This is a genomic window from Paraflavitalea devenefica, assembly GCF_011759375.1.
In the GTDB taxonomy this organism is placed as follows: domain Bacteria; phylum Bacteroidota; class Bacteroidia; order Chitinophagales; family Chitinophagaceae; genus Paraflavitalea; species Paraflavitalea devenefica.
Map to the genome: position 1 here is coordinate 1,120,669 of NZ_JAARML010000002.1, position 19,802 is coordinate 1,140,470.

A 19,802-nucleotide genomic window follows, 5' to 3' on the forward strand; every position below is an offset into this window, starting at 1 on the left:
CGGGAACTGCAGGTGGTGGACAGCGGAAAGGGCAGATCCGAAATGGAACGCTTAATGCAGCCATTATAAGTCAAAATCGGTGGAAGGGATTACGGCGCAAAAGGGCCAAATTTGGCAAGGATGTCTTTCTCTATTTGCGTAATAATTTGTGGCAGGGTCATGGTGGGGTGTTTGCGGATATAACTAAATAGCACCCACCGCATACGGTTGACCAGTATTGGAAAGGAATAGAAAAGTTTAACCTTGGCCCGATCATGGGAGTAACCGGTATGTATATCTGCGTTGCGCAACTCATAGGCCTCCTCCAATAAGGAATAGTAATGCTGACGGATTCGCTGCAGTCGCTGTTTGGTAAGGCGATCCACCATCTGCTGATAGGCCTGTTTAAAGAAGATACTTTGAATTTTTTTTGCCAGCCCTTTTAGATTGGTGGCTCTTTTCACATACGCGACCTGTTCCTCAAAGGTGATGCCCAGATCATTGGCGTTGGAGTTAAAATGATCAATTATGTTTTTGAGATAAGATGAAAGCCGACTGGTCCGGAAGGTTTTTTCATCGAGTAAAATGGCTCCACTTAGAAATTTTTTTGCCTTTCCCTTGCCAAGCATCACCTCCAAGTATCGCCAAAGTTCAGCGGTTTGTTCCCGGTATCTGGCATCGACATAAATATCCTCGTATTGCAGGAACGCGGATTCGGAGGCAAAGTTCTTTCCGGCGAAAAATTGATACGCATTATCCTCCAGCACTTTAATATCAAAGTCCTGTAACGTAAATGGCTGGCCCAGCCCCTTTAGACTATAGCCATAATTTACCCGATCTGTACTGAAAAAATAATTGGCGGTATTTAAACGCACGCCCCGATCCAACACTTTATTGATGTAATTGATCGTTCTAACCGCATGGACAGTCGCTAACATGTGCGCAGTGGATGCTTTTACACTATTCACTTTCACCTCACAGACAGCGATATTTCTTTTGGAAAGGAAGCCTTTGATAGCTGGATCTTTTGATTTGGCGAGCCTGGCCCGCAGCCCTTTCATGGCAAAATTGCTAGGCGAACAGACCAGGCAGTTACCATAGATAAAAGTGTCTTTTTTGTTTAGTATCAGGTCCTCCACGGTGTATGCGACATACCAACCCTGATCGGGTTGCTGATAAAAATCAATGATGGCTTTTAGTGTTTTGTATACATCCTTTGTAGCGAAATACTGCTGCTTTTCTTCATCCGTTTTAATATGGGGTGGATAGTGAAAATCCCTATAATCCTTGCCCATGATCTCATTAAACAATACACGGACTTCCTCTTTACTTTTTCTGCGGAAGATCAGCTCGGTTGCAATGATTTGCGTATAAAAAGTAATTCCCTTTACATGTTCCTCGGGGGAATGCTCGCAAAGTACCTGGGTGATAATCTGATCACAGGCAGACTCCATCATTTGCTGGGACAGTTCCAGTTGCAATGCCTGGAAGACAGCGAGCAGTTGTGGCGCCTGCAGCTTAATGTAGTTATGGCCTCCGCCCGCTGCCACCCAAGCTTCCAGGGCTTGGCGCACCGGTTGATAGGCAGGGAATTTCCGGGTGTAGGATGGGGGATAGGCTAGCAACTTCTCCGCATGATTTTTTAGATAGATGATGCACTGGTGGTTATTTACATTAGTCTGCAACTGAAAAATGAATTTCTCCGTGTGACTAAGTGGATTGTCCAACTCTAATCCAGCCATCAGGCCACTGAAATGCAGAAAGTAATTAAAATAGTCCACGAAAAAATTGAGCTTTTGCTCTTTATCGGGATATTTCGGAAGCCTTACCCGGTTAATTCCGCCCATTATGCGCTGTTTATAACTTACTAAGATAGTATAATCACCTGACCTTAGCAGATCTATGGCGTACATTGTGTTTTGGTCACCGGCAGGCCTGCGTGGTTGTTTCTTTTTTATAACATGTGAGGACATTACCTTCCAAAGTGTAACACAGATAATTGTCACACACACGAATATACTTTATGACATCGGATACCTTTGCTCTGCGCAACGTCAGCCAACCATGGAGCCTGCAGTCTAAAGTGTCCTTGTAAATGACCGAAAGACCGAAATACCTGCCCACCTCGTTGATTATTTGGAACAAAGGCCTGCTTTCATACACTATCCGCTCCTTGATGAAAGCGGTATCGTTGGTAAAACGATCAACCCCAAGGTATCTTACTGAATTGGTGATGACCAGGGCGGATGTATCTGAAACCCGATAGAGGGCATCTTTGACCCGGACCTGCAGCGTCCCTTTGGTGGTTGAAATCTTGGTTTCCCGGTCTTCGGGGAAGTTGGACAGGAAAACATCGGTATTGGAAGTTAGGGTGAAACGATTAGCCCCATGCGAGATGACCGTTAAGTAATGATCGCGAGTCCTGTCGTGATTGATCTTTAGAAACCCACTCCCTGAAAGCGCCAGGCTGCCTGTAGGCAAAGATGCGGAAAACGTAGCTGAGCTTCCTGGCTGTAACCAGAGGGTGCTGCCTTCGGGCAGGATAAACTTCATTGCCGGCTGGCCTTTGGGGGCTATATATGTCTGCGCGATTATCTGCCATGTACAGGTAAGGAAAAGCAGGTTAAACATCAATGCATGTTTCATAATATCGGTGGTTTTAATGAATGGATGAATCGTTCTATTGTTGGGTAAAGCAGGGCAATGCATAATTGTATTTTATGTAAAACGGCCATATCCCGATTTGATCATCGATGAAAGGAAACTTTATTTTAGATTTATTTTTCCGCGCAGGGGTACTTTTGATGGAATATAACTTTGAAGGCTATGCGGAATTATTTAACCCGGATTGTCCCTTATCACCCAGCATGGTATATACCTTTATATTTTTGGGGTATACCAGTCCTCAACCGGGGAGGGCATAAACATACCAAGGTCCTTTTTTAACCGGGAGACAGCCATCTCCACATAGGAGGGGTTCAATTCAAAACCTATAAAAGTTCGCTGGTGCGAGGCCGCGGCGATGGCGGTAGTACCCGCTCCCATAAAGGGATCCAGGATCAAATCTCCAGGTTTACTACCCGCCAGAATGCACAGCGTCGGAATTTCAAGCGGGAAGGCAGCGAAATGTTTTTCCTTCAGGGGGCGGGTGGAGACTTTCCAGACTGTGCGCCGATTGGCCATTTTAGGCTGAGCACCCTCCACAGCTTTCTCCTTCCACCGGGCATTAAACCCCTTGTGACGCGGGCCATGTTGGTCCTGTTTGTTATCACGGGGGCTGAGCAGTGTATGTTTTCGCCCGCCTGGCACACCTTCCACATATTTGTGATTTTCTCCCATCCCACGTTCCATCCTGGCTGCAGAACTGTCCAGGACCGGTGTTTTGATGGCATCGGCGTCATAGTAATATTGCGAATTACGGGAAAACATGAATATCTGTTCATGGTTGCGGGTACAGCGATCGGATATACTTTCCGGCATACAGTTGGGCTTGGCCCAAATAATTTCCTGCCGCAGAAACCAGCCTTTCTCTCGTAATGCAAAAGCCACCGCCCAGGGGATGCCAATGAGATCCTTTGGCTTCAACACCGGATGCTTCCCAGTGGTTGGCTTGCTGAAGCGGCTTTTTTCGCTGGAAGGCTTGCCAAACTCTTTGTGACGGGCCTGGTATTCCGGGTTATTGCCCGCTTTGCCACTTCCCCAGTATCCATCCCCTAAATTGAGCCATAATACCCCATCAGGACGTAACACCCTTTTGACCTCCTGAAAGACTTCTACCATCCTGGCAACATATTCCTCCGGCGAAGACTCCAAACCAAACTGGCCCTCCATTCCATAATCCCGCTGATGGAAATATGGTGGGCTGCTGACACAACACTGTACGCAATCGTCAGGTAACTGGCGCAACCCTTGCAAACAATCGATGGGATGTATGGTATTAATAGCGAGCATGCGGCAATGAACAATCGTGGAGAGATTGGCGGGCGTGTAGCTAAAATAGCCGGTCTAAGGCACGGACTATCCAATCTTGTAATAGCTAGGATGTTTTGATTGGGTAACGTTGACTATAGATCCGCTATAGCCGCCTGCGCCCATCCTTACCAGGAGGGCTGCGCCTCCGGGGTTTTTTGCCCGAAGGCCCTGGTTGGGGGACACTTTTCTCGCCGTGGCCTGGCGAAGCCGTGCCCAGGTAATGGCTGGCGGTTTCCAATAGCGATGCTACAGAACGGTCTGGAATGATCCCCATCGCGTGTAAAATTTGCGCCTGAAACTGCAAGGCTCCATAACAGGTTTTATTGGTGGTATGACAGATATGGGAACTGGAGAAATTGGCCAGGTAGTTTCTGATCTCCGCCATTCGCTCGGCGCTTAAATGGATCGGCGTAGAGCCAAAGATGCAGGTTTTGCACATGGCCGTATTGCAGTTTTGCGGAGATAATCTGTTTTGCTGGCTGTGTTTCATGGGGTGACCTTGGGTAGACTGTTTTTCAAGGTCGATAAAAGTAGGTAGTTGAAAAGGTAGTATGGCCTATATAGGATTGTTTGTACCTCCTTCCAGGTGGTGATGTTACATCCTGTATCTCAAAAACTACTCCATAGGAATTACTCAGATTAAATGAACATAAACATCGGCATTTTTATGGAAAGGCTATTGGACGACATTGTACCTGCCAATTGAACAGGCAGCCGAAAGAAACCGCTAACATGAAAAACAAAAAAGAATTCCTGGAGGCACATGCCCGCTGGGAGCAAGCGATGATGGCGCAACATGGTTGGTATATTCATTATGTGATCAGCGATGAACGATTTCCCTGCAAGGTGAACTACCATACACATGGCATTCCGGTGTCTTTCCAACATCCGGATCTGCAGATTTGTCTTAATATTTCCCCTCAACATGCCGGATCTGTTTTTCATACTATTATCGACCGAATTAAAACAGGCCTGCGGTTTGAATTAGACCGGGACTATAAGGGCGTGTTGCATAATGATTTTGCACTGCGTTTTGCAGCTGCCAGGGAAGGTGGTCGCAAACTTCAACGGGTACTCATCCCCGATCCAACAGGAAAATTGGATCAAGATCCTTACCATCTTCAGCTGACACAATTAACGGATGGCATCCCCCTAAAGGCACTATACTATGAAACGGCCGATATTTCAACTCCTGATCATGTTTACAATTTCTTTAAGGCACTCATGGTTGATCACCAACTGAATTTTCACCCTGATGACCGCTTTGAGGATTATATCGACCTGAAAAACAAGCAGAAAACCTTTACTACTGCGGAATCTGCCACGCTCAACCAGGTGATGGATCATTGTTTTGCCGTCTGTGGCAAGGACACTGATATCTACGAAATTGCCCTCAAGGTATTTAAAGATTTACAGCAACGGTCCCAGCGAATCAAAGATGAGGGTAGATCCAGGCGCCCTAAATTGTAAGCCTATAAAGGTAAGGCACCTTTCACGATGGGATCGCCTATGATGTATTGGGTAACCTTTTTAAAAATAAGTCCTGCTCTTGCCGTAATAAACTGTACAAAGGCTTCCTCATCCCAAATGGTAACATCTGCTGGTATCAGATGCTTGTGTACAAAAGCATTTTTGTCGGTGACATGGTTGTCTATCCACTCCCGAAAAGGCTTGGCGTTTTTTTCTCCTCGGTTGGTTCCATAATCCAGTAACTGGAAATTAGCCATGCTATTGATTTGATGCCATTCGTATTTTCCTTCCAGTAGTGATTTGGGCATGATGTGGTCAATATCCTGAATCCTGATCACCTGTTTGCGATCATAGATTAGATAAAATAAAAACTGGCTTTCAAAACTATCCAACTTTGTTACATCTAACTCTTCGGTAAAGGTGACACCATGTTCGTAATACACATCGAAAAGTTCTTCGATCGGAAACAACCCTCCCTTGGTATGCTGGATAACACCTAATATCTTTTTAATGCCTGTGCGATAAGGAATCCATCCAGCTCCCTTGCTGCGAAATACCCCATTCAACAGCGAGTAATACATCCACTTTTTCATCAACGGATAATTCGGATGGTTGGCATCCGCATTATCAAAAAATCCTTCCACCTTGTCATCGGCAATAGGCAAATGAAAAACATGGTACGCAATAAAAAACAAAGGAATAAATGAGCGGTTCCCTTCCTTATAATAATTGTAAAGATCTGCCTCCTGTAAAAATGATCGGAGTGCCGATAGCGTGGCAGTGATTCTTTCCCGCTTATCAATAGCGAACTTGGCATCGGCGGCTTCAATGTCGGCCAATTCCTTGATATGGTTGTCCCTGAGCAGGAAGATGAACTTAATCAAATTGTCCTGCGTGAGGCCGATGTCTTTAAAGTCTGCCAGCGTTTTTTCCAAGAAACCCTCCATTTCCCAGTTGTATCCCTTCATGATAGAGGCCACCAGATCAAACGGCGACAAGACGGTGCCACCCATATTGAGCCGGCGGAACAGCTCCACAATTTTTTGCCTGTTCATTGTTTCATCGTAGCTGGTGTTGACAGATACTTTTGAAACGCCCACCGCTTCAGCGCCCAGGATATTTTTATAAAAGGCCTTGACGTTTTTGGTGATGTGTTCCTTTAGCGTGTCATCGGTGACTCCTTGCTTTTTGATAATTTCTGAGGCCACCTGATCCTCATCGTTGGTGTCCCGTAGGCGCTTAAGCAAACTTGCTGCCAGATACCAGTTGTGATCTGCAATGGTTCTGTCCCCATTGTCTTTGGAATGTTTGGGTAGCTTGTTGCTGTCCTGTTCAAAGGTGAACTCAAACTCCTGCCGGTAGTCACTAAAGAGATCAAAATACAGGACCTTCCCGTTGTAGCTGCCTTTAAGTCCAATATAAAATGTTTGCAGCCGTTGCTGGCCATCGATTACAAAATACTGGGACTGGCTGAGGGTGTTTACTTCCCGCGATGCAATGACCTCCCCACCTTTGGAAAATGGACGGTAGTTAAAAAGGGGGGATTCCCCTTTTTCTTCCTCGATGACAATGATTCCCCCAAACGAATCGCCTTTCAGCAGGGTGTCGAACAGTTCAATCATTTTCTCTTCGTTCCATACCAGCCGCCGCTGGATGACCGGTAGTACAAATTTTTCCTCTTCAATATCAGCGATGATTTCTGAAACGCGGTAAGGTTTCCAAATGGCCATTTGTTTTAATTATTGAATGTTTGTAATAAAAAAGGTATAGTCAACCACACGTTTCAACCATTTAAAAATACGACTCCTGCTCTGAAGTTATGCCATGCATTTAACAGGCCTCCAAAACGGGCTGTTGGATATTGGCCTAGTCGGCTGACGGCGAATGCCTGGTGGCAAAGGACAGTGAAACGTTATCACCAAGTCAATTTTTGTTGGACCGTGATCGAGTGTTCTTTGGTTAATTCGTTATACTTGCACTTTAACTCAGTATTTATCACTGAAAGCCTGTTCTACCATGAAAAATGTATATCCCCCGGAAAATACAGCTGGTAAACGCGATGAGGATGATGAGCTCTTGAATGACGCATTCACCCATTACCGGGCACTTAACTATTTTGGATTACTTTTTACGCGGGACATTACCGCCACCACGGATTTGGTAAAAGACACCTATACCGATTGGTGGAAGAATCACCACCAGCACCAGGCTCCCGTAGCCATTCGGGAATTTCTCTTCACCCACATGATCGACCTTAGCTTTGATTGGATGATCCGTACCCGGACGCCAATCCGGTTACCTGTAAACCCAGCAGAAAAACCTCCTGCCATCCGTGACATAGGTATAAGCGATGCCCACCTAAAAGCGGTCTATGTATTTACAGGCATTCAGCTTTATCTATTAAACCTACCACCGGTAGACAATCAAGTACTTACCCTATTTTTGCTGGATGATAAAACAACAACAGATATTGCTGAACACCTTGTTCTGCCGCTTTCTGCAGTCACGGACTTGATTACCACGGAAATACCTCCGCTCAAGCAATACATCATAACCGGTGCTAAAGCAATCGGATCCTGATTTTTCCCAGATAGGGATCAATTGATCCTGGCCATAATAATGCCCCCGGCAACCGCCGGGGGCTTTTTCATAGCAGGTATAATGGTCATGGCAAATTCGATGGCCGCAGATGCTTTGCTACCTTTTATACGGATCGTTTAGAAAATGTCACAAACGATTTGTGATCCCCGGAAATCCTCATTTAATTGGTGAACGTATGGGACGATGGGATTTTATCAACAGGCATGGAGCAAAAGGGCTGGCATGGCCAGCTCCATCTTCCCGCATAAAATGTTGTTTCAATTACCCTCCACATAATATTTCTGCTGTCCCTACCTCTTTAGCAGCCCAATTCCCAATATATAATACAGCGCAACATTTGTTTCATTTAAAAGAATTGCGAATTTATTTTTGGTATGCATGTTTTCCCGCTTGTTTTAACCGCATTGTGAAAAGTACCCCTGGTAACCTCTCTTTTTTTTAATTTTAATCCAGGGGTATCGCGTTGTTTTTACGAATTATACTGTTTATTTGTCACGACTACACTTTTATCCTTATGTCCAGTAATGACCCAACCTTGGATACGTTGTTGTTGCGCCTGGGAGAAGCGCTTGTGGCTGAAAGCCAGCTAAAAGCCAGCGTGATTTTAAAAATTGGCCTTAAGGCCTTATCCGAAAACAAACTGCCGGAATGGGTAGGCGAACTCCACGAACAACTCAATGGAGGACGCGTGCGCCGCGTGACCAGAGATACCAATGATACCATTGTTGCCCTGGTCCGTGAAATTAGTCCATTGCTTCCTCCGCGGGATGTTGGTCGTTCATTAGCCGATATGTTCTAACCTATTCGTTTATGCCGTTGAGTAACCTCCTCTACCATAAAAAGCGTTGCATTGGAAAGATGTCTACTCTGCAATATTTTTTTGTAGAAAAAGGTCGATCGTACACCAGTCCCATAGTTAGGTGTTGATCAACAATCGTTTCATTCCATTGTTTAGCTGGCCATCCAGCAATGTCTACCAAAACCTATGCATATGCGGCCATTGGCTTATTTCAAATCTCCTATTTTTATCCTCCTGATCGTACCGCTTTTATGCCTTGGTGGCTACCTTTGCCAGAAGACCCAGCAAGCGCGGAAGAATAAAGCGCCCCAAAACATTATCGAACAGGTGGTATTTCGCTGTGACGGGAGAGGAATGATCATTGGCAATCTGGTCTCTGAAAATGCAGGCTGTTACGCGCGTGGCCGACCAGGTCATCGTGTGTTACATTTTGTGCTGCAGGCCGATACGCCGGAAGTCATGGTGCAGCTATGGCGCACGGAGCAATTCCTCTATGAAGCCGGCATGCGGGTAGCCATGGGGGACAGCATTGTACATTATGATAGTGTGGGCGTGACCCTTAAATGCGGCAAGGACACTATCTTCAGTCGGGTAAGAGCGGTGCTCCCACTTAACTCCAGGGAATATTTAGCGCTTTGGGCCAAGGACCCCAGTTATTGGTATCAAAGCCTCGCTGACGCAAGCCAGCTGTTTGATTTTATTACCGTATCCCTTGATCAGACAGGCTTTCGTGCCCATGCTGTTCTTGATACGGTCCTGCATAACCTGAAAAAAGGGGGGCTACCTGACCGCGTATACAATGCCAGAGGGTTTCTCTTTTTCCTGTATTGCTGCCTGATTAATTTAGGGATTGACGCCGAAAATTTTGATCAGCCCATTGGCTATTTTAGATTCTCCCATCCCAATGGTGCCATCCTGTGGGATAGTACGGTGTATTTTCAGCTACCAGCGGAAAAAAAGAAAAGGAATCTCTGATAAGCAACCCCATCACCGAAGGCGGGTGAACTGTACAACAGTTTGGTATATTATAATAACCACCGATGGGGAAAATTTCACCTTGCCAAACCACCAACCATTTTCGGTAATACTGACTTATCATACTATGCTTTGTGCTGGCGGTTATTGCCATATCCATGCCCTGCTTACACCCAGTCCGAGCAATAGCATTGCAACCAGGCATATTATCAGTATCCTTCGCCATCTCGCCCGCCTTTTTTGAGATGCCCGTACATCCATTTCTATGCTGGCAAAAATTTCTTTATTGAACTGATCCATCTTGATCTTATCGGCCAAACGGATGAATTTAATTAAGGGCCTTAAATCCAGAATTTGCTCGAATAGTTCTCTATGTTGCGCATTGCGGCTGACGATACCGTCCAACTCCTCGGATTCTGTTGCGGAGATCTCTCCATCGATGAATTTTAATGTGAGGATAGCCAGTCTGCTAAATTTTATATCCATAATAAGATGATTACAATCGCCTGTACTATATAATAACCTCGTTTTTTTCTATTTTAACCATTAGTAGCGTAAAAATATTTTGGCTGCTGCAAAAACAGGGATCAAAGAATGGCTTACGCGGTCTGGCATAGCGGTTGAACTGCCGTTTAACCATTCGGGATTACAAAATGTTACGTATTTTTTTTCTGACTATTTCTTTAATGCCATATTGTAGGCTTTCTATCTGGCCCATATTTCTACACAAAATGCGCCATAACCATACAGTCAACCTGTAATCAGCTTGTTATCATCGAAATGGTTTAATTCCTACCTTTTCCATTTGTTCCACTGCGATGGTATAAACGCCGAATTCTTCGATCACCTTCCCGTGCAGCCTGTAGAAACCTTCCCCTTGCAGGGGGTAGCGGGCTGCCGCAGCAGGGAAATGCACTGTATCCAGCCACTGCCCCTCCTTGTCTAAAAAACAGCCAAAAAACATGCGTTGCTTCACTCCTTTTTTTGTGACGGTATCTTTAGAAGTGACCAGGTAGCCAATGGTCACTACCTGCTGGCCTACGCAAGATGGCAGCTCTGCCGCGCCTGGGTAAACCGAGACATCATCATCGAGCAGGTCATAGATATTGCCTAATGGAAATCCCAACAGTTCAATTTCTGTATAATAGTCTTCCAGGGGATAATGCGGCAACTGGGGCAGCTCAAATTCTTCTGTCGGTTCTTCAAAGAGTTTACCACCCTGACCAACCCGTAACTGGGTGTTGGCGCCCATAAAATTGGCTTCCCACAGCAAATACTTCTTAGCCTTGCCGGTAAACCGGAATGCGCCTGTTTTGATCAGCACCGAAATTTGTTCGATAGATGGATCGATCCGCTCCATAAAATCCTGGAGGCCCCGGAAGGGACCAGCAGCATAACGCTCCTGCAGGATCTTTTCTATCAGCTTCCCTTCCAATTTATGGATAAATTCCAATCCCATATAGACAATGCCATTAGCGATAGAAGTCTGCACCAGGCTGCGGTTCACACAGGGCGGCTCAACCTGTATACCGGTTCGTTTGAGTTCATGAAAGTAGATCTGGCGATTGTAGAAACCTCCCCAGTTATTAATCACAGCGATCATAAATTCTACCGGGTAGTAGGTCTTTAAAAAGAGGCTCTGGTAACTTTCCACGGCATACGATGCGGAATGTGCTTTGGAGAAGGAATACCCGGCAAAGGATTTGATCTGCCGCCACACTTCCTTAGTAATGTCTGCTGGACGTCCCATCTGGGCGCAATTTTCAAAAAAGCGGCGTTCCAGGGCGTCCATTTCTTTGGTGCCCTGATACTTTCCACTCATGGCGCGGCGCAAGACGTCTGCTTCTGCCAGCGTAAGCCCGCCATAAAAGTGTCCAATGCGGATTACATCTTCCTGGTAGATCATGACGCCGTACGTTTCACGCAGTTGCTCCTCCATTACAGGGTGCAGGTATTTAAAGTCATGGGGATTTCGGAAGCGGTGAATATATTGCTGCATCATGCCGCTTTCTCCCACTCCCGGCCGGATGATGGAAGATGCAGCCACCAGCGTCAGGTAATCACTGCATTGTAGTTTTTTTAGCACCTGGCGCATCGAAGGGGATTCGATATAAAAGCAGCCGATGGTATCTGCGCTTTTGATCTGGGCGGCAATACGCGGATCGTTTTTAAGCGCGGCCATGTTATGAATATCCACATCTTTGCCATGCCGCAACCGTATCAGCTCGATGGCTTCTTTGATGTGTCCCAATCCTCGCTGGCTCAGAACATCGAGCTTATGCAATCCGATCCGTTCCGCCACAAACATATCAATGTGCGCAGTGGGGAAACCTTTGGGCGGCATGGTCACCGATGTATAATAATAAATAGGCTTTTCACTAATTAGGATACCACCCGGATGGATGCTGTGATTTTTTGGAAACCCCTGGATCAACCTGCCAAAGTGCAAAATCAGAGCATGAATGCGATCACCCGCCTGGAACCTGCCTTCAGCGAGCATATCAATCTCAGCCTTGGGCAAACCAAAAACCTTACCTAACTCCCGCACCGCCGCCCTGAACTTAAAGGTGGTATGCATCCCTAGCAGCACAACATGATCTTTGCCATATCGCTTAAAGACGTAATCAATCACTTCATCACGGTCACGATGAGAGAAGTCCATATCAAAGTCCGGCGGTGAGGTTCGGGAGCTGTTAAGGAACCGTTCAAAGTATAAATCCAATTCTATGGGATCAACATCTGTTATTTTCATGCAAAAAGAAACAATGGAATTAGCGCCACTTCCTCTGCCTACGTAATAGAACCCCCTGGAACTGGCATATCGGACAAGATCATGGGCCATGAGAAAATAAGAGTTAAACCCCAGATCATTGATCACCTTCAGTTCGCCGCTGACCCTGCCGGCGGCTTCCTTGTTGCCAGGACCATACCGGTATAGCAGCCCGTCCTTAGCCAGTTTTTCCAACAGCACCCGGTCATCTTCCTTACTGGCACTGAAGGCTACTTTATTCTTGTCCACACCAAAATCCATTTCAATTTGACAGCTATCCAGCAATAGCAACGTATTGGTGAGCAGTTGCGGAAAGGCACTGAATTGCGCCATGAGTTTAGATTGCGGTACAAAGGTTTCATCTGTGCCTGCGAGCGCAGAATCCGGTATACGCGTTCCAGTAACATTAAGATCAATGGCCCGCAGCAATTTGTGGACATTATGATAAGATTTGTCTGCAAAGGTGACAGGCTGCAGCACAACATACTTATGCCCATAGGTTGCTAATGGTTTTCCGAACAGGCGGTTCTTTTCTTTTTCCTTCACGCCGATCCGTTCCATCTCTCCCAATGTTTCCGGCTCCGACCCTTCCAGGGGATAAATCACATATACATCAATGAGCCCTGTAGGCCGGGCCGGAAAAGGTTTTTCAACTTTGAGGTGATCACTTAAAAAGCGATTGAGTTGCGCAAAGCCTTCATTACTTTTAGCTAACAGTATATAGAGAAAAGTACCCTCATTACGGACTTCAGCACCCAGTACGGGCTTAATACCCACTTCTGCACAAATCCGCACATAATCCCAGGCATCGGCCGTGTTATTGATATTAGTCAGTGCAGCTGTGCTGGCACCCGCCTCTACCGCAGCTTGTACAAGGCTCTCGGTAGAAAAGGTACCGTATAAGTATGAAAAATATGACTTACAATTCAAATACATGTGGGTGCAAAAAGAAGGTTGATTACAGCGAGCTGCCACGTACCAGGCTCGAAATACCGAACTGGCCTTTGATACTGTCGATTGCCTGGTAAAGGGCGGCCTTTTCAGCAGTGCCATCAAACATGTTGAGTTGAAAATTTCCGGGGATAAGGTCGGTGAAGCGAACGCCCAGCAATCGTACCAGCAGGCGCCGGTCGTAGAGTTTTTCAAACAATTTTTTAGCAGTGTCTAACAGGATATGATCCTGGCTGGTGTAGGTAATGCGTGTTTGTTTACTGACTGTATCAAAATTTGCATACCGAAGTTTAATACTAACTGTGCCAGTCAGTTTATTCTGGGAGCGTAGTTCATAACCAATTTTGTCCACCATCTCCACGATGTTGCGGAGCAGGAAACTCATGCTAATGGTATCTTCTGAAAATGTCTGTTCTGTGGAAATACTCTTTTGTTCATGGTATGGTACCACGGGCGTTTCATCAATGCCTTGTGCCCGCTCAGAAAGCGTAAAGCCGGACTTGCCATATTTATTGACCAACATCCGCACCGGGATCTGGGAGAGAAGGCGAATGGTTTCTACACCCATGTCATGCAGCTCTTTGGTGGTTTTGGGCCCGATGCCTGGCATCTTCTTAACGTCCAGCGGTGCCAAGTAAGCCTTCTCTGTCCCAAATGGGATCATCAACTGCCCATTGGGTTTTACTTCGTTGGCCCCTACCTTACTCAGCAATTTATTTCCTGCCAAGGCATAGGTGAGCGGTAAACCCGTTTCCCGCTTTACTTTCTGGCTGAGTTCTTTGACAAAAAGGTCACTTTTTAAAAAACGATCCATGCCGGTAAGATCCAAGTAGAATTCATCGATAGAAGACTTCTCGACCAGCGGCGCACCTTCTGTCAGGATTTCGGTCACGATGCGCGAATACTTACCATAATCCTCATAATCTCCCCCAATCACGATGGCTTGTGGACATAAACGCCGGGCTAACCGCATTGGCATCGCGGAATGAATGCCAAACGTCCTGGCTTCATAGCTACACGCTGCCACCACACCCCGTTCTCCTCCTCCCACTATCAAAGGCTTCCCTCTGAACTTCTCGTTCTTCAAAACCTCAACGCTGACAAAAAAAGCATCCAGGTCGAGGTGTGCAATCGCCCGACTATTCCGTTCCATACCAGTTATTTATGATCTCGGGGTAAAAATACTAATATTTTTAGTACACAAACTAATTTGTTTAGCATTTTTGATCAGAACCGGCATTGGCGGGGATTCCAATTTTGCATCGGGTGTTAGCCGTCCCCTAATTGTACAGATGCAATCGCTTATAAGTCAATAAAATCCAGAATGTTTTAGAAATAGGCGGCCCTTTTTAATCATGATCAACAATGGATTGGACTCCGAACCTTCAAAAAAACACAGGAACCTACGCGTGGATAGATTAAAGAAGAGATGCTGACATTTTGGTTTTTGTCCGAGGCAGCATTGTCTTTAACGGAACAATTGGCGTTTACTTTTGCATTGCATCCATCAAAAGTAAATGGGGTGCAATATTGAGCGCAGCTGCAATTTTGCCCACTTGTTCCAGGTCAGGATCATGTTTGCCCTCCCAAATGGCTTCTATGATTTCAATATTGATCGCTGTGCTTTTTGACAGGTCTTGTGCTGAAAGTTCATTCTGATGGCAGTACTCCCGTACGTTGCGACTGAATAACTTAACAATTTCCTTCATGTCAGTTGGGTTTACTGCAATGTAATAGATGTTAGGATTTATTTACGTGGAAAAACACCTACAGTTGTTAATGATTTTGTTATTACCGCAAATAATTAAGTAATGGAAAAGCCGGTTTCGAAGAACCAAAACCCTTGCTGGGCTAAGGTCTGAAATCCATTATCTTTTTAATAGGATCATATTCCCACGGTTATTTAAAAGCAAGGAATTTCTCCTCATATTGATTATTATAACTGCCGATAGAATGCTTTCACCTTCTATTGCAGGAATTCAGGATGCGTACAGTAATATGTTAGGTGAGCCCAACCTTCACTACTCAACTGTCATCCATATTAAGAATATGCAGACCCGAAATTATGCGACAATACCTAAATTTCTAGAGAACGATCCGAGCTGATACGCGACAACTTTATGGAGATGAAATTGAGATAGATCCTTGTCTCCCAGAGAATATAACTTATCTGATCCGGTTGCATTTTCAAAATTCATAAAGGTCTGCAAACGATAAAAGATCAAAAATTAGTGGCGCTGCATTAATCCAACAACACCAATACTTTATAAGAAGCAAGTTTCTTGTATTATGTCTGATACAGGCAATAATCCAGTGTGCGTTTTTGGAACTTAATATCTAAAAAATCGATAACTTTTTAGATCATATTCAGGCACCCGTGTTTGATAGGAATATACCTGTGATCGGAGCCCCAATCTTTTTATGTAGTGCTCCAGGTATTGTTGTGCACGTTGCAGCCTGTCGTATTCATCTACTGTGCAGGAAAGTATGATAAAGTCAGGATTGACGATTTGAGCAATTTCTATAAGATTGTCCAGGCACTTGTTTTTATCTGCAAAAAATAAATTACTGTTGTGTTTGCATTCGCCGATATAAAATAGACCATTCACTATACAAATGATATCCAAGTCCATTACAGGTTTGGAGCGATGGTAGGAATCAAATATGTCAATCTGAGGAACATACTGAAAGCTAAGAGGAGCTTTATTCCTAAGATGAATGAGGGTCTTAATGGCTGTGTAGTTTCCATCGGGAGCGAATTTGCCGTCTCCATTTCTCATCCCGATATTATTCTTTACTAAGTGGTTGAGTTTATAAGATATGGGTGAGTTAGCAGCGAAAAAATTCATGGTACCACATCCCTTGCAAGTGATCTGAAAATCTGTTTCTTTTAAGGAATACCAAATTATTGAAGAACAACTTTTGCATTTAATGTTATAGCCTGGTAGAAATATACGGCGATTGATAAGTGGTTGCAGTGTATCCTGGACGCCATACCGAAGATTTTCATCGTTATAATGTGTTTCCGATTTTGGGCCTATATCATTGATGCCAGCTTCTGTTATAATATGATAATATCGTTGGATAATTTGGTCAAATGTGATTGTGTCCCCCTCACTTTTGGTATTATCTGTAAGGTCATAGAATATGTCCGCCCAGAACTTATCAAATAGGTAATCTTCGATGTAAGTGAAGTTCCCATCAAATAGGTTGATAAATTCCTTCAACCGGTTACTGCCATCATTGAATTTGCATTGTAGGTATTTTGTAGGCGGCCGCTTATATGGAGGTTCATTGATAGCACTTGGGGAAACAATTACTTGGTGAATAATAGAAAAAAAAGATGGTGTCCTTAATCTTATATGACGATTGTTTCGACTATTCAGAATGGCAACGAGCCTTCTGTTTTTATTGATCCGGGCTAGTGAACGGACTAATTCAAATCCCCTTGTGTTCATAGGGAAAAAAATAGAGTTGTTTTTACTTACCTCTGTGATTGAAATTTCTGCACACCAAGATTGATCGGCTTGTTGAAGGGATACAGCAAAAGATAAATTGGGGATTTCCACTAGGTGAGTTTCTCCGTACACAATATGCGCCAGTGATTGTTCCTTGTTGACAGCGTGTCCTTTGTTATCGCTTTTTTCATAGGGGAAAATTGGACTTGGCGCTACTAAGAATCGCACGTGCGTTGCAAAGCCTTGAAGTTTTTGTACAGTTTCCAGGAGTTCTTTTTCCGATAGTGAAAATGAAACCACGTTTATTGTGGCATCGTTGGTTGGCAGTTTTCCTAAAATTCCTTCAAAATATGGATCTCTCAATAAAAGGTCTAGCTGTTCTTCTGTGATGAGGAATGAGGAAATGGGGTAGTTACTGGGTGAATATAATGCCCTATTCCAATGGTAAAGTAGGTCCTTTTGACTATCATAGTTCTTTGTCAGGATTAACTCAAAATGCCTATAATGTGTCCCGGCAACAGTCCGCATTTGCGTTGTGTCGGGGTTGAAAGCTGCGAGGGCGATGGAATTTAAAGGCGAGTATTCAACGAGTTGCTGGTTAAATTTTTCAATTTCATACCCATTGAAGTGAATAATATGATGAGACCCTATAATACGCCTAACAAATTGATGGTGGTCATCAAAAAGGTAGTTGAGTTTATAATATTCCTTTAAGGGACTTTTAGATTGCCAAAGGCCAGAAGATTGCGCAATGTAATTGCTCATGGCAAATGGATTATCAAACGTAGAAAGTAAAAACTGCGAGGGTATACCTTCCATGCGGAAGACATTATCTTCGATATTGAGTACTTTGAGCGGGTTAAGCCCTAATTGTTGACAAAACTTTATGGCCAACGCTTCCGTGAAACCATTGGTATAGCCAACATAGTCTGGATCATAGTTCTTCGCTAGTGCTTGCCATTCCGGGGTGAGGCCTTCTGCACCCACAGGTATAATTGGATTCTGCCTACCACCCCATAGTTGTTGGTTTTTATTAATCAGGTCCAATAATTTGCTGCCTGTAAAGGTCCCGTCAATGAAAAACATATAACGAAGGTGCCTTGGTTTCGTAATAATCTGATAACTTGTATTTTCCATTTTATAAGTACAAAATTTATTGACAACAACTTATTAGTTGCAATGAACGCTTATTGTTATTGAAAACTTCCTATGACCTGAACCATCGATGATACCAGGATGGACATACAATGTATGAGATGGTGGCTTTCGATGCAGTCTATTTCGAATATACGGCATCTGTTGTCAATTTGAGGGCTATTTTCTGGAGATAATGAAAAGGGAGGATCTGCGCTCCATTGCCTTTTAACTAACAAACAAAGCCCTTGACAGGATGGCCAGGGGAATTTTTACATAAGACTAATTGTCATGGCAATAATATCTTGATCGACCCAATAAAGTTGCATTGCGTTGGTCGCTAACGGTCATCCTGCAATTACAGGGCAGCATTTCATGGAAGTTAAGGGTATGCTCATTAATGGTTGCTAAATGGGTTCTGGTAAGCGGTAACTAATAAAAGAATCACTGTTCTTGGCAGCCTGTAGTCAGGTGTCGTACATTTGCTGCGCATGCAGAGAAAGGCTGTCCGGGGAAGATTCGATCATCGTGGAAGACATACCACCCAGGTGAGCAATTAGATCCAATTTATATGCGAAATAATTTTTCCGATAACGTAAAACGCGCTCTCGCCCTTCGCGTGGCACACCGATGTTCATTTCCTGGATGCGATGAAGTCACCGCCGGACCCGGTCAGGAAGACGCCTCCAAAGTTGTCATTGTTGGGGAGGCAGCGCATATCCATGCCGCCTCTCCCGGCGGACCCAGGTTTAACCCGGATATGAATGCAGAACAATGTAGCAGTATAGAAAACGGGATCTGGATGTGCCGCAAACATGCCCGGATAATTGATGTAGACGATGCCAGCTATTCCGCTACCACACTGCAGCAATGGAAAGCCATGGCGGAGCAGCGCGCCTTTGAGCAACTTAATGGTTCATCGTTTGCACAACCCTACCTGCCGGAGGTCCTGATCCGACTGAGTCGCCGGATTGTGTTCTGGGGCCATTGGCTGCGAATTGAACAGTTCCAATGGTGCTTTCGTGTTGGGAAATTTGTGGAAGGCGATGTTCAGCTCCTGCAGGAGTTTTGCATGAACTTTTTACAGTTGCCAGACTATGAAAGATTTGTCATCGTGGAATCGCAAGGTGATGGCAGGGAGTTGGAAGGCATCTCATGGACATTGGAAAGGGAAAATGCTATCGTGCTGGATTGCCTGACACGTGCAAAAGCTCCCAGAACAGATTACAATTTCCTGAGCGATATTGCCCTGGACGATGAAGGGGATCCGCGATTTGCCGATGGGGACTTCGATACTGTGATGGGGATTGAGGCCGCCATTCAGGCCATTAGTGCAGTACTCAGTACTGATTATGGGGATTACCCATCAGAGCCCTGGCTGGGTTCTGATTTTAGCCAATTGATCCACCAATATCAGCACAGCCCATTATTGAACCCAATCATCAAGATGGAAGTGGCACGATTGTTAACTGTCGGAGCGGTAGGCAGGGAAAATGCCCTGGTGCCACCATTAGACTTCATTCATATTGTCCTCGATGTGCAGGTGCTTGGGGTGCGCCAACTACCCATTTGCCATCCTGCCACCCTCTATATTTCCCTTCAGTTTGGCACCGGAGAATACTGGAAAGGCACCATAACCATTCCCATTCGGGGATCCAACTGAAATCTGCCGGATTAGCCTTACCGCATTAGC

The 19,802-nt window shown here is 44.9% G+C and carries 15 protein-coding genes; 5 read left to right on the plus strand and 10 right to left on the minus strand.

Going from position 1 to position 19,802, the window contains the following annotated elements:
• Positions 1–89: 89 nt before the first annotated feature.
• The 4 genes from HB364_RS13945 to HB364_RS13960 all read right to left on the minus strand — a co-directional run bounded on the left by HB364_RS13945 (position 90) and on the right by HB364_RS13960 (position 4,390).
• Complete coding sequence (locus HB364_RS13945; protein ID WP_167288606.1) at positions 90–1,826, minus strand: hypothetical protein; 1,737 nt, start codon at positions 1,824–1,826, stop codon at positions 90–92.
• Positions 1,827–1,902: 76 nt separating this feature from the next.
• Complete coding sequence (locus HB364_RS13950) at positions 1,903–2,625, minus strand: DUF4974 domain-containing protein (protein WP_167288608.1); 723 nt, start codon at positions 2,623–2,625, stop codon at positions 1,903–1,905.
• A 234-nt stretch (positions 2,626–2,859) separates the two neighbouring features.
• Positions 2,860–3,930 carry a DNA-methyltransferase gene (locus HB364_RS13955; protein ID WP_208419952.1) on the minus strand — a complete coding sequence of 357 codons (1,071 nt, stop codon included), beginning with the start codon at positions 3,928–3,930 and terminating at the stop codon, positions 2,860–2,862.
• Between the two features lie 124 nt (positions 3,931–4,054).
• Positions 4,055–4,390, minus strand: coding sequence for a hypothetical protein (locus HB364_RS13960; protein WP_167288610.1), 336 nt, complete (start codon positions 4,388–4,390; stop codon positions 4,055–4,057).
• 293 nt (positions 4,391–4,683) lie between these two features.
• Here HB364_RS13960 and HB364_RS13965 point away from each other — a divergent pair, with 293 nt between their 5' ends.
• The gene (locus HB364_RS13965) at positions 4,684–5,421 is read left to right on the plus strand and encodes a DUF4262 domain-containing protein (RefSeq protein ID WP_167288612.1); all 738 of its coding nucleotides are present in this window, start codon (positions 4,684–4,686) and stop codon (positions 5,419–5,421) included.
• Positions 5,422–5,423: 2 nt separating this feature from the next.
• On the opposite strand, the gene HB364_RS13970 is transcribed toward HB364_RS13965, so the two are convergent.
• A complete protein-coding gene (locus HB364_RS13970) occupies positions 5,424–7,151 on the minus strand; it encodes a DUF262 domain-containing protein (protein WP_167288614.1) in 1,728 nt (575 codons plus the stop codon).
• A 286-nt stretch (positions 7,152–7,437) separates the two neighbouring features.
• Between HB364_RS13970 and HB364_RS13975 the strand changes: the two genes are divergently transcribed.
• The 3 genes from HB364_RS13975 to HB364_RS13985 all read left to right on the plus strand — a co-directional run bounded on the left by HB364_RS13975 (position 7,438) and on the right by HB364_RS13985 (position 9,796).
• Entirely contained in the window at positions 7,438–8,001 is a 564-nt protein-coding gene (locus HB364_RS13975; protein WP_167288616.1) for an RNA polymerase sigma factor, read from the plus strand.
• Between the two features lie 535 nt (positions 8,002–8,536).
• Positions 8,537–8,821 (plus strand): hypothetical protein, encoded by a 285-nt coding sequence (locus tag HB364_RS13980; protein ID WP_167288617.1) that lies wholly within the window; start codon positions 8,537–8,539, stop codon positions 8,819–8,821.
• A 201-nt stretch (positions 8,822–9,022) separates the two neighbouring features.
• Complete coding sequence (locus tag HB364_RS13985) at positions 9,023–9,796, plus strand: hypothetical protein (RefSeq protein WP_167288619.1); 774 nt, start codon at positions 9,023–9,025, stop codon at positions 9,794–9,796.
• Between the two features lie 144 nt (positions 9,797–9,940).
• Here the strand turns inward: HB364_RS13985 and HB364_RS13990 are convergent, their stop codons facing one another.
• The 5 genes from HB364_RS13990 to HB364_RS14010 all read right to left on the minus strand — a co-directional run bounded on the left by HB364_RS13990 (position 9,941) and on the right by HB364_RS14010 (position 18,112).
• Complete coding sequence (locus HB364_RS13990) at positions 9,941–10,282, minus strand: hypothetical protein (RefSeq protein ID WP_167288621.1); 342 nt, start codon at positions 10,280–10,282, stop codon at positions 9,941–9,943.
• Positions 10,283–10,568: 286 nt separating this feature from the next.
• Positions 10,569–13,502 (minus strand): DNA polymerase III subunit alpha, encoded by a 2,934-nt coding sequence (locus HB364_RS13995; protein ID WP_167288623.1) that lies wholly within the window; start codon positions 13,500–13,502, stop codon positions 10,569–10,571.
• Between the two features lie 22 nt (positions 13,503–13,524).
• Positions 13,525–14,670, minus strand: a complete 1,146-nt coding sequence (gene dinB / locus HB364_RS14000; RefSeq protein ID WP_167288631.1) for a DNA polymerase IV — start codon at positions 14,668–14,670, stop codon at positions 13,525–13,527.
• Positions 14,671–15,004: 334 nt separating this feature from the next.
• Positions 15,005–15,226 (minus strand): helix-turn-helix domain-containing protein, encoded by a 222-nt coding sequence (locus HB364_RS14005; RefSeq protein ID WP_167288633.1) that lies wholly within the window; start codon positions 15,224–15,226, stop codon positions 15,005–15,007.
• A gap of 621 nt (positions 15,227–15,847) precedes the next feature.
• On the minus strand, positions 15,848–18,112 hold the full coding sequence (locus HB364_RS14010; protein WP_167288635.1) for a hypothetical protein: 2,265 nt from the start codon (positions 18,110–18,112) through the stop codon (positions 15,848–15,850).
• 616 nt (positions 18,113–18,728) lie between these two features.
• Between HB364_RS14010 and HB364_RS14015 the strand changes: the two genes are divergently transcribed.
• Positions 18,729–19,772, plus strand: coding sequence for a GPW/gp25 family protein (locus tag HB364_RS14015; protein ID WP_167288636.1), 1,044 nt, complete (start codon positions 18,729–18,731; stop codon positions 19,770–19,772).
• Positions 19,773–19,802: the final 30 nt, after the last annotated feature.

What these genes read in the sequence shown, in the direction of transcription:
- HB364_RS13945 (WP_167288606.1), bottom strand. Translation starts at nt 1,826, where the DNA reads ATGGGCGGAATTAACCGGGTAAGGCTTCCGAAATATCCCGATAAAGAG.
- HB364_RS13950 (WP_167288608.1), bottom strand. Translation starts at nt 2,625, where the DNA reads ATGAAACATGCATTGATGTTTAACCTGCTTTTCCTTACCTGTACATGG.
- HB364_RS13955 (WP_208419952.1), bottom strand. Translation starts at nt 3,930, where the DNA reads ATGCTCGCTATTAATACCATACATCCCATCGATTGTTTGCAAGGGTTG.
- HB364_RS13960 (WP_167288610.1), bottom strand. Translation starts at nt 4,390, where the DNA reads ATGTGCAAAACCTGCATCTTTGGCTCTACGCCGATCCATTTAAGCGCC.
- HB364_RS13965 (WP_167288612.1), top strand. Translation starts at nt 4,684, where the DNA reads ATGAAAAACAAAAAAGAATTCCTGGAGGCACATGCCCGCTGGGAGCAA.
- HB364_RS13970 (WP_167288614.1), bottom strand. Translation starts at nt 7,151, where the DNA reads ATGGCCATTTGGAAACCTTACCGCGTTTCAGAAATCATCGCTGATATT.
- HB364_RS13975 (WP_167288616.1), top strand. Translation starts at nt 7,438, where the DNA reads ATGAAAAATGTATATCCCCCGGAAAATACAGCTGGTAAACGCGATGAG.
- HB364_RS13980 (WP_167288617.1), top strand. Translation starts at nt 8,537, where the DNA reads ATGTCCAGTAATGACCCAACCTTGGATACGTTGTTGTTGCGCCTGGGA.
- HB364_RS13990 (WP_167288621.1), bottom strand. Translation starts at nt 10,282, where the DNA reads ATGGATATAAAATTTAGCAGACTGGCTATCCTCACATTAAAATTCATC.
- HB364_RS13995 (WP_167288623.1), bottom strand. Translation starts at nt 13,502, where the DNA reads ATGTATTTGAATTGTAAGTCATATTTTTCATACTTATACGGTACCTTT.
- dinB (WP_167288631.1), bottom strand. Translation starts at nt 14,670, where the DNA reads ATGGAACGGAATAGTCGGGCGATTGCACACCTCGACCTGGATGCTTTT.
- HB364_RS14005 (WP_167288633.1), bottom strand. Translation starts at nt 15,226, where the DNA reads ATGAAGGAAATTGTTAAGTTATTCAGTCGCAACGTACGGGAGTACTGC.
- HB364_RS14010 (WP_167288635.1), bottom strand. Translation starts at nt 18,112, where the DNA reads ATGGAAAATACAAGTTATCAGATTATTACGAAACCAAGGCACCTTCGT.